At 65.6% G+C, this 17,110-nt stretch carries 14 protein-coding genes; 5 read left to right on the plus strand and 9 right to left on the minus strand.

Annotated features, from left to right (window positions below; genetic code table 11):
* Positions 1–42: 42 nt before the first annotated feature.
* On the minus strand, positions 43–1,275 hold the full coding sequence (locus tag ACVWY5_RS20710; protein WP_028335435.1) for an acyl-CoA dehydrogenase family protein: 1,233 nt from the start codon (positions 1,273–1,275) through the stop codon (positions 43–45).
* A gap of 328 nt (positions 1,276–1,603) precedes the next feature.
* Here ACVWY5_RS20710 and ACVWY5_RS20715 point away from each other — a divergent pair, with 328 nt between their 5' ends.
* Positions 1,604–2,293 (plus strand): TetR/AcrR family transcriptional regulator, encoded by a 690-nt coding sequence (locus ACVWY5_RS20715; protein ID WP_028335434.1) that lies wholly within the window; start codon positions 1,604–1,606, stop codon positions 2,291–2,293.
* Between the two features lie 29 nt (positions 2,294–2,322).
* On the opposite strand, the gene ACVWY5_RS20720 is transcribed toward ACVWY5_RS20715, so the two are convergent.
* Both ACVWY5_RS20720 and ACVWY5_RS20725 read right to left on the minus strand, forming a co-directional pair.
* Complete coding sequence (locus tag ACVWY5_RS20720) at positions 2,323–2,718, minus strand: Rid family hydrolase (protein ID WP_028335433.1); 396 nt, start codon at positions 2,716–2,718, stop codon at positions 2,323–2,325.
* A 247-nt stretch (positions 2,719–2,965) separates the two neighbouring features.
* Entirely contained in the window at positions 2,966–4,192 is a 1,227-nt protein-coding gene (locus tag ACVWY5_RS20725; RefSeq protein WP_028335432.1) for a CaiB/BaiF CoA transferase family protein, read from the minus strand.
* A 274-nt stretch (positions 4,193–4,466) separates the two neighbouring features.
* On the opposite strand from ACVWY5_RS20725, the gene ACVWY5_RS20730 reads away from it, so the two are divergent.
* Entirely contained in the window at positions 4,467–4,715 is a 249-nt protein-coding gene (locus ACVWY5_RS20730; RefSeq protein ID WP_028335431.1) for a hypothetical protein, read from the plus strand.
* A gap of 82 nt (positions 4,716–4,797) precedes the next feature.
* Here ACVWY5_RS20730 and ACVWY5_RS20735 read toward each other — a convergent pair whose 3' ends face one another.
* The 3 genes from ACVWY5_RS20735 to nirB are packed head-to-tail and all read right to left on the minus strand — an operon-like array spanning position 4,798 to position 10,258.
* Complete coding sequence (locus tag ACVWY5_RS20735) at positions 4,798–7,461, minus strand: nitrate reductase (protein WP_038377661.1); 2,664 nt, start codon at positions 7,459–7,461, stop codon at positions 4,798–4,800.
* An 11-nt stretch (positions 7,462–7,472) separates the two neighbouring features.
* Complete coding sequence (gene nirD / locus ACVWY5_RS20740) at positions 7,473–7,802, minus strand: nitrite reductase small subunit NirD (RefSeq protein ID WP_028335429.1); 330 nt, start codon at positions 7,800–7,802, stop codon at positions 7,473–7,475.
* Positions 7,799–10,258, minus strand: coding sequence for a nitrite reductase large subunit NirB (nirB, locus tag ACVWY5_RS20745; RefSeq protein WP_028335428.1), 2,460 nt, complete (start codon positions 10,256–10,258; stop codon positions 7,799–7,801). The genes nirD and nirB overlap by 4 nt, the downstream gene beginning before the upstream one ends.
* Positions 10,259–10,372: 114 nt before the next feature.
* On the opposite strand from nirB, the gene ACVWY5_RS20750 reads away from it, so the two are divergent.
* The 3 genes from ACVWY5_RS20750 to ACVWY5_RS20760 all read left to right on the plus strand — a co-directional run bounded on the left by ACVWY5_RS20750 (position 10,373) and on the right by ACVWY5_RS20760 (position 13,891).
* Positions 10,373–10,585 (plus strand): hypothetical protein, encoded by a 213-nt coding sequence (locus ACVWY5_RS20750; protein WP_321176901.1) that lies wholly within the window; start codon positions 10,373–10,375, stop codon positions 10,583–10,585.
* Between the two features lie 309 nt (positions 10,586–10,894).
* Positions 10,895–12,154 carry an MFS transporter gene (locus ACVWY5_RS20755; protein ID WP_028335426.1) on the plus strand — a complete coding sequence of 420 codons (1,260 nt, stop codon included), beginning with the start codon at positions 10,895–10,897 and terminating at the stop codon, positions 12,152–12,154.
* 63 nt (positions 12,155–12,217) lie between these two features.
* A complete protein-coding gene (locus ACVWY5_RS20760; protein ID WP_028335425.1) occupies positions 12,218–13,891 on the plus strand; it encodes a bifunctional protein-serine/threonine kinase/phosphatase in 1,674 nt (557 codons plus the stop codon).
* Positions 13,892–13,984: 93 nt separating this feature from the next.
* On the opposite strand, the gene ACVWY5_RS20765 is transcribed toward ACVWY5_RS20760, so the two are convergent.
* The 3 genes from ACVWY5_RS20765 to ACVWY5_RS20775 form a co-directional block, all read right to left on the minus strand.
* Positions 13,985–14,611 carry a hypothetical protein gene (locus ACVWY5_RS20765; RefSeq protein ID WP_028335424.1) on the minus strand — a complete coding sequence of 209 codons (627 nt, stop codon included), beginning with the start codon at positions 14,609–14,611 and terminating at the stop codon, positions 13,985–13,987.
* Positions 14,608–15,102: a c-type cytochrome gene (locus tag ACVWY5_RS20770; protein ID WP_035631104.1), complete on the minus strand. Its 495-nt coding sequence runs from the start codon at positions 15,100–15,102 to the stop codon at positions 14,608–14,610. Before ACVWY5_RS20770 ends, ACVWY5_RS20765 begins: the two co-directional genes overlap by 4 nt.
* Before the next feature lie 122 nt (positions 15,103–15,224).
* Positions 15,225–16,997, minus strand: coding sequence for a PQQ-dependent dehydrogenase, methanol/ethanol family (locus ACVWY5_RS20775; protein WP_129965109.1), 1,773 nt, complete (start codon positions 16,995–16,997; stop codon positions 15,225–15,227).
* Positions 16,998–17,110: the final 113 nt, after the last annotated feature.

Here is a 17,110-nt window from a genome sequence, read left to right on the forward strand (position 1 = left end):
GAGCACGATGTGCGCGCGAACGCCATGCGTTCCGCATCATGCTCAGTGCGACGTGTTTGCATACTTCCGAAGTTCAAGTCTGGCAATGGCGCGATTGTGCACCTCGTCCGGACCGTCGGCGAGACGGAGCGTGCGGATGTGGGCATAGGCGCGGGCGAGGCCTGCGTCGTCGGAGACGCCGCCGCCACCAAAGGCCTGAATCGCCTGGTCGATGATCTTGAGCGCCATGTTGGGCGCCGCGACCTTGATCATCGCGATCTCGGCCTGCGCGGTCTTGTTGCCGACCTTGTCCATCATGTCGGCGGCCTTGAGGCAGAGCAGACGGTTCATCTCGATGTCGGTGCGGGCATCGCCGATGCGCTGCTCCCAGACCGAATGCTCGATGATCTTCTTGCCGAACGCGGTGCGCGAGGCGAGCCGCTTCACCATCTTCTCCAGCGCCTCCTCGGCCTGGCCGACGGTGCGCATGCAGTGATGGATACGGCCCGGACCGAGCCGGCCCTGCGCGATCTCGAAGCCGCGGCCCTCGCCGAGCAGGATGTTTTCCTTCGGCACGCGCACATTCTCGAGCAGCACCTGGGCGTGGCCGTGCGGCGCATCGTCGAAACCGAACACCGGCAGCATCTTCTCGACCTTGATGCCGGGGGTGTCGAGCGGCACCAGGATCTGCGACTGCTGCTGATGCTTGGCGGCGTTGAAGTCGGTCTTGCCCATCAGGATCGCGATCTTGCAGCGGGGATCGCCGACGCCCGACGACCACCATTTGCGGCCGTTGATGACGTAGTGATCGCCATCCTTCTCGATGCGGGTCTCGATGTTGGTGGCGTCGGACGAAGCAACCGCAGGCTCGGTCATCAGGAAGGCGGAGCGGATCTCGCCGTCCATCAGCGGGCGCAGCCATTTGCGCTTCTGCTCCTTGGTGCCGTAGCGGATGAACACTTCCATGTTGCCGGTATCGGGGGCGGAGCAGTTGAACACTTCGGACGCCCAGGAGATGCGACCCATCTCTTCCGACAGCAGCGCGTATTCGAGATTGGTCAATCCCGCGCCATGGAATTCGTCGTCCTCATGCGAGGACGGCGGCATGAACATGTTCCAGAGGCCTTCGGCCTTCGCCTTCTTCTTCAGATCCTCGAGGATCGGGATCACCTTCCAGCGCGGGCCCTCGGCGTCCTGCTTCTCGTAGATCGGCACGGCCGGGCGGACATGCGTTTTCATGAAGGCCTGAACGCGCTCCAGCCACTCCTTCTGCTTGGGCGACATCGTGAAATCCATGGGACGCTCCTCGTTTCCTAGACTTGGGCCGCTAACTTGGGCCGTGAACTTGGGCCGCAGCCATTTATCGACATTGTTGACCCCGCCTCCGCGGCTCGCAAGGGCGTTCGCGGAAGGGCGGCGGTGGTGTGCCGGAAGACCGCCCGCGATCAGCGGATTGACATTTCCGGCTCTTCAAACGATAGTTTCATACAAATGTTTGAAATGCAACCTCGCGTTCGTCATTCCGAGGCAGCCCGCAGGGCTGAACCCGGAATCCGGAAATTGTGGAGCGAGATTCCGGGTTCGATGCTGCGCATCGCCCCGGAATGACCGGAGGCTCTCAGCCATGGCCAGCGACCAGACCCGATCCGCCATTCTCGCCGCCGCCGAGCGGCTCTATGCTGACCGCGGCTTCGGCGACGTCACGCTGCGCGACATCGTCGCGGAGGCGAACGTCAACCTCGCGGCGGTGAACTATCATTTCGGCTCCAAGGACGAATTGATCGCGGAGCTGTTCGTCACCCGCAGCATCCAGACCAACCGCGAGCGTCTCAACGAACTGCGGGCGGCGGAGGAAAACGGCGGCGGCCGCGCCTCGATCGAGGACATCATGCGCGCCCTCGTCGGCCCCACCCTGCGCGGCTGCCTCGGGCCGGATCGCGAGGGCTCGACCGCGGCGCGCTTCATGATCCGCGCCTCGATCGAATCCGTGCCGCCGATCCGCCGCATCAAGAATCGCGAGGTCGATCACTTGCGCAAGTTCGCCGCCGCGATGCGCCGCGCGATGCCGGCGAGCAGCGACACCGAGCTCTATTGGGGCCTGCACTTCGCACTCGCGATGGCGCACCACACCATCCGCGAGAAGGAACGCCTGCTGCGGCTGTCGGAAGGCAAATGCGACCTCGACGACGTCCGCGCCATCATCGACCGCGTGGTCACGGTCTCGGTGTTGGCACTGACGATGGGCGACGTGCCGAGCAAGCCGGCGCCGCGAACGGTCGCGATGCACGGGCGGCTGACGCGGCAGGATCTCTGAAGCGAGGATGCCGCTACGGCGCCCTGCCCCTAGACCATCGCGATGCAGTCGATCTCGACGTCGAACGGCCCGGTCCATTCCGGGATGCAGACGAAGATCCGCGCCGGCGGCTGGTGCGGGAAGTACCTTGCATAGACTGCGTTGAAGGTTGTGAAGTGCTTTGCCGAGGTGCAGAACACGTTGCACTTCATCACATTGTCGAGCGTGGCACCCGCAGCCTCGAGGCATTGCTTGAGCTGCTCCATCACCAGCTCGCTCTGCCGCTCGATCGACGCGCCGGCGGCGATCTCGCCGGTTGCGGGATCGAACGGTGGCAGGCCGGAGACGAACACCATGTTGCCGGCGCGCGTGACCGCCGATGCCGGCGCCTTCCAGCGTTCCAGCCAGTTCGAGATCGGCTCGACGCGGACCACTTCGCGTTTCATGATTGGCACCTTCGATGAGGGATCGATGGCGCCAATCTAACAGGCGGATGTCAATGATGGTTCGACATCGGCCGAAGTGTTTCTGCGGAATGACGACCCTGGTCCCGTCACCCTGAGGAGCGCGCCCTTGCGCGCGTCTCGAAGGGTCGACGGCCACCAGCGGGGCTGTTCATCCTTCGAGGCTCGCAAGAGCTCGCACCTCAGGATGACGGAGAAACTCCACCGCCCGCGGCCTCGAAGTCAGCGCCTACAGAATCCCCTGCGCCTTCAGTCCCTCGACCTTGGCGTCGTCATAGCCGATGGTCGCCAGGACTTCCTTGGTGTCGGCGCCGAGCAGCGGGGGGGCGCGGTATTCGGTGATCGGCGTGCCCGAGAAGGTCAGCGCGTTGCGGATCAGCGACAGGTTGGGCTCGAAGGGATGGTCGACCTTGACCCGCATGCCGCGCGACTGCACGTGCGGATCGCTGAAGACCTGCTCGAAATTGTTGATCGGGCCCGACGGCACGCCGGCCTCCTCGAGCTTCTCCAGCCAGTAGGCCACCGGGTGCTTCAGGAACAGCCCGGCGAAGATCGCCATGATCTCCTTGCCGTGCACGACGCGGTCGTTGTTCTTGACGAAGCGCTTGTCGTTCGCGAGCTCGGGCTCGCCGAGCACGGCGCAGGTGCGCTGGAACTGGCCGTCATTGCCGACCACCAGCATCAGCTCGCCGTCGGTGCAGCGGAATACGCCGGCCGGCATGCCGCCATTGCCCCAGGTGCCGCGGCGCGGCGGGGTCTTGCCATTGACGAGGTAGATCTGCAGCCAGTGCGACAGCGACGCGATCACGGTGTCGAACAGGCAGACGTCGATATGCTGCCCTTCCCCGTTGTTGGCGTCGCGATGGTAGAGCGCCGAGAGGATGCCGATCGAGGTGTTCATGCCGGTCATGTAGTCGACGATCGAGGGGCCGACCTTCATCGGGCCCTCACCGGGCTCGCCGTCGATATGGCCGGTGACGCTCATTAACCCGCCCATCGCCTGCAGGATCGCGTCATAGCCGGCGCGCGGCGCGTAAGGCCCGGTCTGGCCGAAACCCGTCACCGAGCAATAGATGATGCCTGGGTTGAGCTGCTTGATGGTCTCGTAGTCGAGGCCGTAACGCTTGAGGTCGCCGACCTTGTAGTTCTCCATCATCACGTCCGCGGTCTTGGCGAGCTCGCGGATGATCGCCTGCCCTTCCGGCTTGGCAATGTTGACGGTGACCGACTTCTTGTTGCGGTTGGCGCAGAGGTAGAACGAGTTGTTGTTGTTCTGCTTGCCTTCAGGATCGGCGAGATAGGGCGGGCCGAAGGCGCGGGCGTCGTCGCCGCCGCCGGGTCGTTCGATCTTGATAACCTCGGCGCCGAGATCCGCCAGCATCTGGGCCGACAGCGGGCCCGCGAGCACCCGCGTCAGGTCGAGAATCTTGATGCCCGAGAGTGGCAGAGCCGACATGAACCTTCCTCCAAATCTTGCGATATCTTGATTATTCGGCGCGCGACCGCTGCCCGGGCGCGCTCAAGCCTGCCGATACACCATTTTGGTGTGGCGAGCACTGCATTGTCGGCATGAAGCCATCCCCGGACGGCCTATGTGCGACGCACCGGGGGGGCAGCCCCGGGGAACCGGCTGCGAGAATCGGGCGATTGCCGCCACGCGAAATTGTGAAGATGGCCGACACCGATTTGCCGCAGCGTCAGCGGTATTTTGCCGCGACGGGGAGGAAACCATGCGGACGATCACGACGGTCGGGCTGCTGCTGACGCTGTTTGCGGCCGCAATGCCGCCGGTGGACGCGCGCGGCGGCCGCGGCCATGGCGGCGGGCACAGTCACGGCATGCACGCGGGCGGCGCCGATAGCGCCGGCGGATTTGCTGAGGACAGACGCCGCGGCAACGATGCCTATACCAAGGCAGCCTCGGATGAGGAGGACCGCCTGCTCAACAGCAAGCTGAAGAGCATCTGCCGCGGCTGCTAGAGCATGATCCGGAAAAGTGCGAAGCGGTTTTCCGAGAAGATCATGCTCAAAGAGGCCTCGGACACCGAGCGGATCAAGCGGCTCAGGATGCGATCGCCTGCCGCGGCTGTGCGGTGGCGCCGATCAGCTTGCCGATCTCGGGCTTGCAGCCGCCGCAATTGGTGCCGGCCTTGAGGCAGCGGCCGATCGCATCGACGCTGTCGGCGCCCTTCCTGATCTCGGCGGTGATCTGGTGCCGTCCGACGCTGAAGCAGGAGCAGACGATCGGGCCGACATCCTCGCCCGCGCCGAACGGCCGTCCGGCGAGCAGCGACATCCGCGCATTGGCCGACAATTGCTGCTCGGCGAACAGCCCGGTCAGCCAGGCCCGCGATGGCAGCGTGTGATCGGGCGCGATGAACACGCAGCCCTCGAGCCGGCCGTCGCGCACCGCCGCGTAGCGGAAGCGTCCCGCCGCCGGATCGCGATAGGCGAGCCATTCGATCTCGACACCTTCGAGGCCGAGCTGTGCCCTCGCCCAGTCGCGCCAGCTCTCCGGGCGAGTGTCGAGCGCGAGCTCCAGCCGCGTGCAATCGCCGGCCTTGCCGTAAACCCAATAGCCGCTTGCCGGACGCCTGATCGCGTCACGGCTCAGGATGAAGGCGTGCCATTTCGGCGCGTAAGGATCGGCCTTGACCGGCGTGTGCTTGGACTCAGGCTGGCCGGACAGCGGATCCGTCGCCGGATTGACCAGCGCGTTGACGCGTCCCTTGCCGGCGAACTCCGCGTTCCAGTGCATCGGCACGAACACGCAGCCGCGGCGCTGGTCGGCGCTGACCACGACGCGCGCGATCATCTCGCCCCAGCTGCTGGTCAGCCGCACCAGACCCTCGTTTTGCAGCCCGGCCTGTCGCGCATCCTCGGGGTGAAACTCGGCATAGGGCTCGAAAACATGCGCCATCAATCGTCCGGTTTTGCCGGTCCGGGTCATGGTGTGCCACTGATCGCGCACGCGGCCGGTGTTGAGCACCAGCGGAAAGTCGCGGCTGGTGGCGTGGCGCGCCGCGCGCGGCGCCACCGGCACGAAGCGCGCCTTGCGGTCCGGCGTTAAGAATTGCTGGCTCTCGAACATCCGCGGCGTGCCGGCCGGATGGTCTGATGTCACCGGCCACTGCACCGGCGCCAGCGCGTCATAAGCGCCGTCGTCGAGCGCCGCCAGCGCCGAGATATCGAAATCGCGCCGGCCGCTATTCTCGAAGCCCGACAGTTCGGCGTGCTCGCGGAACACTTCGGCGACCGAGGCGTAGTCGAAGCCCGAATATCCCATCCGACCGGCGACGTCGCAGATGATGCGCCAGTCGGCGCGCGCCTCGCCCGGCGCCGCGAGAAACGGCCGCTGCCGCGAGATCCGGCGCTCGGAATTGGTGACGGTGCCATCCTTCTCGCCCCACGCCAGCGCCGGCAGCAGCACGTCGGCATGGCGCGTGGTGTCGGTGTCGCGCATGCAATCCGTCACCACGACGAGCTCGCAGGCGTCGAGTGCGGCGCGGGCGCGATCGGCATCCGGCAAGCTCACCACCGGATTGGTCGAGATGATCCACACCGCCTTGATGCGGCCGTCGGCGATCGCGTCGAACATGTCGACCGCTTTCAGCCCGGCCTTCTCCGCGATCACTGGCGCACGCCAGAACCGCTGCACCAGCTCGCGGTGCGCGGGATTCTCGATCTCCATATGCGCGGCGAGCTGGTTGGCGAGCCCGCCGACCTCGCGGCCGCCCATCGCGTTGGGCTGGCCGGTCAGCGAGAACGGACCCATGCCGGGACGGCCGATGCGTCCAGTCAGGAGGTGGCAATTGATGATGGCGTTGACCTTGTCGACGCCGCTCGACGACTGGTTGATGCCTTGCGAATACAGCGTGACGACGCGCTCGGTGCGCGTGAACCAGTCGAAGAACAGCCCGACCGCGCCTTCGGTCAGGCCGCAGGTCGCCGCGGTCTGCGCGACGGTCTGGCCGCCGATTTGCTTGAGCGCGTCGACGATCCCCGTCGTGCAATTGCCGACAAAGTCGCGGTCGACCGCGTTGCTGCCGGCGAGGAAGGCGAACAACCCGTTGAACAGCACGGAGTCGCTGCCCGAGCGCAGCGGCAGATGCAGATCGGCGCCTTCGCAGGTCGCGGTGCGGCGCGGATCGATCACCACGATCTTGCAGGCCGGGTTCTTCTCCTTCGCCGCCAGCATGCGCTGGTGCAGGATCGGATGGCACCAGGCGGCGTTGGAGCCTACCAGCACGAGCAAGTCCGCCTGCTCGAGATCCTCATAGCAGCCCGGCACGGTATCGCTGCCGAAAGCGCGCTTGTGCCCGGCGACGCTGGAGGCCATGCACAGCCGCGAATTGGTGTCGATATTGGCGGTGCCGACGAAGCCTTTGGCGAGCTTGTTGATGACGTAATAGTCCTCGGTCAGCAGCTGGCCGGAAACATAGAACGCGACCGCGTCGGGCCCGTGCTCGCGGATGATCCTGCTAAAGCCATCGGCGACGCGACCAATCGCATCGTCCCACGCGGCCGGCGCGCCGTCGACAACAGGCTCAAGCAGGCGTCCGTCGAGATCGATGGTCTCGGCGAGCGCCGAGCCCTTGCTGCAGAGCCGGCCGAAATTCGCCGGGTGCTGCTTGTCGCCCTCGACCGTGACGGCACCCGCCGCGTCCTTCGACGCGATGACGCCACAGCCGACACCGCAATAGGGACACGTGGTCTTGACGGACATTGCCTGACCGCTCAGCTCACCGCAGCCGCCTGCCGCACCGACAGCCAGACCACGCCGTTCTCGACCTTGGCCGGATGGGTATGCGTGCAGCCTTCGTCGGGCGCGACCGCCTGCCCGCTCGCCAGCTCGATGACGAAATTATGCAGCGGACAGGTCACGCGCTTGTTGTGCACGATGCCCTGCGACAGCGGCCCGCCCTTGTGCGGGCAGCGGTCGTCGAGCGCGAACACCTCGTCGCTCTCGGTCCGGAACACCGCGATGTTGCCGCCCGGCGTGCGCACCACGCGCGAGCCGAGCCGCGGAATGTCGGTCAATGCGCCGATTTCGATCCACTGGGTCATGCGAGCTCCAATTCGGCGAGAGGCGCGAACTCGTTGCGGTCGACGCCGCGGCTGGCACGCTCGGCCCACGGATCGGTCTGCGCGAACTGCTGCGAATAGGCAAAGCGGGCGAACAGCGCCTTGCGGTTCGCAACGTCGTCGACCACCCGCTTCCTGATCTGCTCGAGACCGACGCGGTCGCACCATTTGTACATGCGCTCGAGATACCAGCCCTCCTCGCGGTAGAGCTGGGTCAGCGCCACGATCACCTCGAGGCATTCGTCCTCGGTCTCGACCTTGGTCAGGAACTCGGTGCCCTTGATGTGCAAGCCGGCGGCGCCGGCGAAATGGATCTCGTAACCGGAATCGACGCAGACCACGCCGACGTCCTTGCAGGTCGCCTCCGCGCAGTTGCGCGGGCAGCCGGAGACGCCGAGCTTGACCTTGGCCGGCGTCCACGAGCCCCACATGAACTTCTCGAGCTTGACGCCGAGGCCGGTGGAATCCTGGGTGCCGAAGCGGCACCATTCGGAGCCGACGCAAGTCTTCACCGTGCGCAAGCCCTTGGCGTAGGCGTGGCCCGATACCATGCCGGCGTCGTTGAGGTCGGCCCACACCGCCGGCAGATCCTCCTTCTTGACGCCGAGCAGGTCGATGCGCTGGCCGCCGGTGACCTTCACCGTCGGGATGTTGAACTTCTCGGCGACGTCGGCGATCGCGCGCAGCTCGCTCGGCGTCGTGACGCCGCCCCACATCCGCGGCACGACCGAATAGGTGCCGTCCTTCTGGATGTTGGCGTGGACGCGCTCGTTGATGAAGCGCGACTGCTGGTCGTCGCGATATTCGCCGGGCCAGGTCGCAAGCAGATAGTAGTTCAACGCCGGACGGCAGGAGTGGCAGCCGTTCAGGGTCTTCCACTCCATGAAGCGCATGACCGCGGGAATGGTCTTGAGCTGCTGCTCGACGATCACGCGGCGAACGTCGTCGTGGCTGTGATCGGTGCATTTGCACAGCGGCTTGACCTTCGGCGCCGCCGAATAGTCGCCGCCGAGCGTGAACGCCAGGACCTGCTCGACGAGCCCGGTGCAGGAGCCGCAGGACGACGATGCCTTGGTATGGGCGCGGACGTCGTCGAGCGTGAACAGCTTCTTCTCGCTGATCGCCTTGACGATGGCACCCTTGCAGACGCCGTTGCAGCCGCAGATCTCGGTCTCGTCGCTCATCGCGGCAACCGAGCTCTGGCCGCTGACGCCGCCGTCGCCGAGATTGGCGGCGCCGAACACCAGGCGCTCGCGCATATGCGAGACGTCGGTGCCGTCACGCAGATGCTGGAAGTACCAGGGGCCGTCGATGGTGTCGCCATAGAGCACGGCGCCGACGATCTTCTTGTCCTTCAGGATGATGCGCTTGTAGACGCCGCGGTTGGCGTCCTGCAGCACGATCTCCTCCTTGTCCGGCCCCGGCGCGAAGTCGCCGGCCGAGAACAGGTCGATGCCGGTGACCTTCAGCTTGGTCGAGGTGACCGAGCCGTCATAGGTGGCAAAGCCCTTCATCGCGAGGTGGTTGGCGCAGACCTTGGCCTGGTCGAACAGCGGCGCGACGAGACCGTAGGTCTGGCGGCGGTGCTGCACGCACTCGCCGACCGCGTAGATGCGGCCGTCATAGGTCTGCATGGTGTCGGAGACGACGATGCCGCGCTCGCAGTACAGCCCGGCCTTCTTGGCGAGCTCGAAATTCGGGCGGATGCCGACCGCCATCACCACGAGATCGGCCGGCAGCTCGGTGCCGTCGCCGAACCGCACGCCGGTGACGCGGTCTTCGCCCAGGATGGCCTGGGTCTGCGCCGGCATCTTGAACACCATGCCGCGCTCTTCCAGCGACTTGCGCAACAGGCCGCCGGCCACCGGATCGAGCTGACGCTCCATCAGCGTGTCGAGCAGATGCACGACCGTGACGCTCATGCCGCGCTTCATCAGCCCGTTGGCGGCTTCGAGGCCCAACAGGCCGCCGCCGATCACCACCGCGTTGCGATAGTCGGTCGAGGCCTTGATCATGCGATCGACGTCATAGATGTCGCGGAAGCCGATCACGCCCGGCAGGTCCTTGCCCGGCAGCGGCAGCATGATCGGGTTTGAGCCCGTCGCGATCAGCAGGCGGTCATAGGGCACCCGCTCGCCGGCTTCGGTGACGACTTCGCAGGTGCGGCGATCGATCATGGTGATCGTCTCGCCCTTGCGCAGCGTGATGTTGTTGTCCTCGTACCAGTCGACGGTGTTGAGCATGATGTCGTCGACGGTCTTCTCGCCGGCGAGCACCGGCGACAGCAGGATGCGGTTGTAATTGCCGTAGGGCTCGGAGCCGAACACCGTGATGTCGTAGAGATCGGGCGCGCGCTCCAGCAGCGCCTCGACCGTCCGAATGCCGGCCATCCCGTTGCCGATCACCACGAGCTTCTGCTTGGTCACTTTGTCGAGCATGGTCCGCCTTTCAATTCCGACGGCGCTGCGCAGCGACGCGGCGTGCGTCGTTGATGGGCACCGATAAAGGTTTGGAGTTGTAGGAAGCCCAGCCGCGGGCGCAGACCGTCTTCGATGACGACCGATGTTCCGTTATTGATTGATATTCAAAACGCGTGCCAACTCGTGGCGGGCGAATCCGGCTGCAAAATCAAGAGGTTTCCGGCCGATCAAAATCCGTCGGTCCGCGCGCTGCGCCGACAGCCGGCCGAAATTTTAGCCACGCCGATGATCTCTTGTGCATCACAGCATCGCGGGCCGCGATGGCGATCGCGAAATCGCATTTGATGCGCGATCGCACGGACTTGGCGCATCGCACAAAAAAGCACCAGCGTGCGCGTTTGCGCGGCGGCATTTGCCGCAAGCCACGCCACGCGCGGAGGCGGAACGCTGTTCGCGATTGCGCGGCAACGTCTTGCGACTGCACAGCAAAGCGACACGACCGGATCGATGGCACGGTAATTGCTGACCACAGCTGTTGACGGAGTGCGTCTCAACGACGAGCGCACTCACCATTCACCAACATTCCATTTGTCTGCGCCCGAGATGGCCGCGCTTTTGCGGCTGCCTCCGCCGCATCAACGCGAGATGCTTGCGATGAAGCTAGCCGAGTTCAAGAAGGCAGGTCACTGGCCGACACTGCTTGCCGCGTTCCTGTACTTCGACATCAGTTTCATGGCGTGGGTCGCGCTTGGACCGCTGATTGTCTACATCGCGCGAGACATGAATCTGGCCGTGAACGAGAAGTTCACCCTGGTTGCCATTCCCGTGCTCGCCGGCGCGCTGCTGCGCGTGCCGATGGGCATTCTCGCCGACATCATCGGCGCCAAGCGCACCGGCATCATCGCCCAGCTCGTCGTGATCGCCGCGACTGCTGCAGTGTGGCACTTCGGGCTGACCAGCAAGCTCGCGATCGAGCTGTTCGGGCTTGCGCTCGGCGTCGGCGGCGCCTCGTTTGCCGTCGCCCTGCCCCAGGCGAGCCGCTGGTATCCGCCGCAATATCAGGGCGTGGTGATGGGCATCGCCGGTGCCGGCAATATGGGCGTCGTGCTCGACACGCTGCTTGCGCCGACCATTGCCGAGCATTGGGGCTGGCAGGCCGTATTCGGCTGCCTGCTTATTCCGATGCTGATGGTGCTCGCCTATTACGCGTTTGCAGCCAAGGACGCGCCGGGCGAGCGTAAGAAGGTCTCGCTGCAAGCCTACGGCGCACTTCTGAAGGATTCCGACAGCCGCTGGTTCATGTTCTTCTACTTCATCACCTTCGGCGGCTTCGTCGGCCTCGCCAACGCGCTGCCGCTCTATTTCACCGTGCAGTATCATGTCTCCGGCGTCGCGGCGGGCATGCTGGTCGCGCTGATTGTCGCGTTCGGCTCGGGATTCCGTCCCGTCGGCGGCATGATCGCCGACCGGATCGGCGGCATTCGTTCGCTGTCGATCCTGTTCGGTGTCGTGGTCGCCGCCTATCTCGTCATTGCCTTCATGCCGGAGGGCCCGACCGCGCCGACGCAGGCCGGCTGGGCGTTGACGGAATTGCCGCGCATTGCCTGGATCTCGGTACTGCTGTTCTCGATCGGCGTGCTGGCGCTCGGCATGGGCAACGGCGCGGTGTTCCAGCTGATCCCGCTGCGCTTCCGTCACGAGATCGGCCTGATGACCGGGCTCGTGGGCTGCGCCGGCGGCGTCGGCGGTTTCTTCCTCGCCCAGACGCTCGGCGCCGCCAAGGGCATGACCGGCGGCTTCGGGGCCGGCTTCCTGTTCTTCGGCGGGCTGGCGTTGCTTGGCTTCATCGGACTTGCCATGGTCAAGGTCCGTTGGCGCACCACCTGGGGCGCGGTATCGGGAGCGCGCGTCTGAGGACTCCGCTCCGCAACGTGACGGGGCTCGGACGTGGCGAATGGTTCGCAACGGGACTTGGGGGTGCGCGTCGGCTTCGCCAGCGAGACCGGCAAGCGCGCCGCCAACGAGGACTATGTCGCGGCCAGCCTCGGCCAGCCGGGCGCGGTTCACCGCGACGTCGTGGCCGCGGTCGCCGACGGCGTGGGCGGCCACAAGGGCGGACGCGAGGCCGCGGAGGTCGCGGTCCGCAGCTTCATCGACGCCTATTATTCGTTGCCCGAGACGCTCGGCGTCCGCCGCCGCGCAGCGCGGGCGCTGGAAGCCGCCAACAGCTGGATCTACGGCCAGGGCCGCGTCGATGCCGCGCGCAGCGGCATGGCCTGCGCGTTCTCCTCGATCATCCTGTCACGGCGGCAATGCCATGTGATCCATATCGGCGACACCCGTGCCTATCGCCTGAGCGACGGTCGGCTGGAACGCCTGACGCAGGATCATATCGCCGGCCGCGGCGACCTCGCCCACATGCTGAGCCGCGCCATCGGTTTCGAGGAGTTCGCCCGCTTCGACTACACGTCCCTCGGGCTCCGGCAACATGATCGCCTGCTGATCTGCAGCGACGGGGTTCACGGTGCGCTCGGCGATTTGCGCCTCCAGCAATTGCTGGAGGAGCGCACGCCGCCCGACGAGTCAGCGCGCGGCATCGTCGATGCCGCCCTCGCGGCCGGCAGCAGCGACAACACGACCGCGCTGGTGCTCGACGTCGTCGACCTGCCGCCGGCGGATCGCGACGATCTTACGCACGCGATCGCGACGCTGCCGATCCTGGATTTGCCGGTGACCGGCGATACGATCGACGATTTCAGCCTCGGCGACGTCCTGTCCGACGGACGCTACAGCCGCCTGTTCAAGGCGACCGACAAGCGCGCCGGCCGCGAAGTGGTGCTGAAGTTTCCACATCCGCGGGTCGCGAGCGAAGGCTCCTACCGCCTCGCCTTCGTGCGCGAGGCCTGGGTCGCCGCGCGCGTGCGCAGCCTCTGGATCGGCGAAATCATCGAGGTGCCGGCGGAGCGGCAGACCAGGCTCTATTCGGCGATGCCGCTCTACGAGGGCGAAACGCTCGAGCAGCGGCTTGGCCGCGCGCCGCGGCTGTCGCTCACCGACGGCATCGCGATCGCGACCAAGCTGGTGCGCGCGGTCACCGCGCTGCACCGCGCCGGCATCATCCATCGCGACATCAAGCCCGACAACGTGATCCTGTTGAAGGACGGCGGGTTGCGCCTCGTCGACCTCGGCGTCGCGCGGGTGCCGCTGCTGGAGGATTTTCCCGCCGAGGACATTCCGGGCACCGCAAGCTACATGGCGCCCGAACTGTTCGGCGGCAAGGCCGGCGACGAGGCCTCCGACCTGTTCGCGCTCGGCGTCACGGTCTATCGCATGTTCACCGCGAACTATCCGTTCGGCGAGATCGAGCCGTTCTCGCGGCCGCGCTTCGGCAAGCCCGCGCCGCTGTCGCGCTACCGGCCGGACCTGCCGGCCTGGCTCGACGCGGTGATCGGCAAGGCGCTCAGCGTCGACCCGGCACAACGCTTCGGCGACGCCATCGAGTTCGCACACGAACTGGAAAACGGCGCGACCTGGGCCGGCCCCGCCGTCACCACCCGCAAATCGCTGCACGACCGCGATCCCGTGACCTTCTGGAAGGTGCTGTGCGCGATCCTGGCCCTGATCATCGTGGTGCTGCTGGCGCGGCACTGAAGCAGGATGATCTTGCTTCGAGCCGCGAGCACCGGACTCCGCTTCACCTCGCCCCGCCTGCGGAGAGAGGTCGGAACGCATCGCTCATCACGCTCAGGACCCGGCGCGGCGGATCGTGATCCGGGTCTCGTCGGTCATGTCCTTCAACTCCTTGCTCGGCTCGCGATAGAGATGACGCTCGATCTCGACCGTGCGGCCGTCGATCGTCTTGGTGCATTTCTCGTCGACAAATACGCCGCCGACCTCCTGCTTGTCGGCGCCCGGCTGTGCCTTCGAACAGGTCCAGCCGTCCTCGCCATAGCGCGACCTCGCCTGCAGGCCCAGCAGGAAGGCCTTCTTGCGCAGATAGAGGCGCGCCTTCGGATCGGTCTCGATCATCAGCGCCGCGATCTTGGCGTCCTTGTCGATCATGACGGTCAGGATCGCGGGATGGCCGCCGACCATGGTGCCTTCCCGCCCGCTCTCGCGATCATACTCGAAGCGGATGCCGCGCAGCTGGTCCGGTCCGGCCTGGCAAGCCTGCCATTGCGCCCAGTCAGCCAATCTGTGGGTCTTCTCGCCGACGCAGGTCAGGTTGATGTAGCCCGCGTCCGGCACGCCGCTGATCGCCATTCCGACGCTGATGTCGCGCAGGTCTCCCGCGGTCGCCATCGCCGGCACCGCTGCCGTGACGGTGACAGCGAAGACCAAGCCACGGATTGCCGATCCTTGCTTGCTCATGGCTTTGCCTTCTCGCTCTGGTCGGACGGCGCGGCGGCGTGGCCGGCCTCCTTGTAGATGTTGCAGACCCGCGAGCCATCGCCGAAGAACGCGATGCATTCATCGTAGGTCGGCTCGCCCTTGCCCTTGACGCGGGCGAGCACGTAGTCTGCGACGGCCTCGATCTCGTTCGGACGCAGGAACACATTCGCCTCGGGCGGCATGCGGTCCGCGACGTCCTGCCGGGTCATCTCATAGCATTTCGTGGTGTCGTAGGAGCCGCGCACGAAGAACGGCATGCCGGTGCCAGGCCGCCCGCACGTCACGGTCTCGATGATCTGCTCGCGGGTCAGTTCGGTCTTGCGCAGCGACAGCGCGTCGCCGCCATAGCCGCCGCCGCCATTGCCATGCCATTTGTGGCAGCCGACGCAATTGCCGCGCTTGAACACCGCCTTGCCCGCATCGGTGGGATCGCTCGCCGACTGAGCTTGCGCGGTACCGATAAATCCCATCACTAGCGCGCAGCCGAGCCACGCGCCAACCAGCCAATTTTTTTTCATTTGTCTTGTTTCTTGTCTTTCTCGGCCAAATCGACGCGGGAGGCCTCGGTGAGAGACCTCCCGCGCTTGCGATATCAGAGGGCGAACACGTAGAGCATCGAGCCCGGCTGCATCCGCTTCAGCTCGGGCGTGGCATCGATGAACCACTTGTCCCAGGCTCCGCCGAGGCCGACCAGGATCGCGACGTACTGCTTGCCGTCCACCGAGAACGTCATCGGAGGCGCATTGACGCCGCCGCCGGTGTTGAACTGCCAGAGTTGCTGCAGCGATTTCGCGTCATAGGCGATCACCTCGCCGGACGGCTGTCCGGAGAACACGAGGTCGGGCGTTGCCAGGATGCCGCCGAGGTTCGGGAATTCGGTCTCCGCCTTCCCTGCCACCTTGCCGGTGGTGACGTCGATCGCGGTGACGCTGCCGGTGATCTTGACCGGCTGGCTCGGTCCGCCACCGGTGAAGAACTCGCGCTTCTTCAACTTGTCCGGCGTCGTCTCCTCGACCGTGATCCGGTTGCAGCTCTCGATCACCGGGATGTACCAGAGCTTCAGGTTCGGATTATACGCGGTCGGCGGCCAGTTCTTGCCGCCCATGTTGCCGGGGCAGATGTCCGTCACCTTGTTGGTACGGCTTGGCGTGACCGCCGCGTTGTAGCGCTGCACGCCCTGCTTCGGATCATACTCCACCGGCTTGCCGGACTCGGGGTCGAGACCCTTGGTCCAGGTCACCTTCTTGACGAACGGCAGACCCCAGATGAACTTGCCGCTGTTGCGGTCGATCGCATAGGCAAAGCCGTTGCGGTCGGCCTCGAGCGCGAGCTTCTGCGTCGTGTTGTTCGGACCGGGGACGTCGACCAGCACGTTCTCCGCCACGCTGTCATAGTCGTAGGGATCGTTCGGCGTGTGCTGGTAGTGCCACTTGATCTTGCCGGTGTCGGCATCGAGACCAAGCGAGGAGTCGGTGTAGAGGTTGTCGCCGGGCCGATACTCGTTGTCCCAGTCCGGTCCGGGATTGCCGACGCCCCAGACGATGGTGTTGGTCGAGGGGTCGAAGCTGCCGGTGACCCAGGTCGATCCGCCGCCGCTCGCCTTGGCATCCTTGTCGTCCTTCCAGGTCTCGTGACCGGCTTCGTCCTTGCCCGGGATGGTGTGGGTGCGCCACACTTCCTTCTGGCTCTTCAGGTCGGTCGCGGCGATCCAGCCGCGTATGCCGTATTCGGCGCCCGCCACGCCTGTAATCGCCATGTCTTTGACGATCAGCGGTGCGCCGGTGATCACCTCGCCCTTGTCGGGATCGGCGACCTGGCGCTGCCAGGCGACCTGTCCGGTCTCCTTGTTGGTTGCGATCAGGCGGCCATCGAGCGTGTGCGAGACGACGAGGTTGCCCCACAATGCAACGCCGCGGTTGTCGACGCCGCAGCAGGCGACCGCGCCGGCCCAGTCGTGGTCGGTCTTCGGATCCATCTTCCAGAGCAGCACGCCTTTGCCGCCGTGCGCATCGATCTTGTAGACCGAACCCCAGCCGTCGGTGACATACATGAAGCCGTTCTCGACGATCGGCGTCCCCTCCAGGCCGCCATGCGACCAGATTCCGCCGCCCTCGACGCCGCCGAGATGCATGGTCCAGGCGACCTTGAGGTTTTTGACGTTGTCCTTGTTGATATCGGCCAACGACGAGAAGCGCGTCGCCGAATAGTTCTTGTGGTGGTGCAGCCAGTTGCCTGCTTCCTTGTCAGCATTGAGCAGACGGTCCTGGCCGACATCGTCGGCGAGCGCGAAAGAGCCCGCGAAGGTCGCTGCGGATGCTACTGCCGCGGCGAGCATATGTGACTTTACCCAATTCAACCTTGTCATGAGTTCATTTCCTCCGGATCTAGCATTCTTCATTGATCGAACCGCCCGTCACACACGGGCGATCACGCGAGAAGCCTTGAGTCCCGGCGCATGGCTGTGCACCACCCGCCGTC

It is taken from the genome of Bradyrhizobium sp. USDA 3256 (assembly GCF_054058275.1).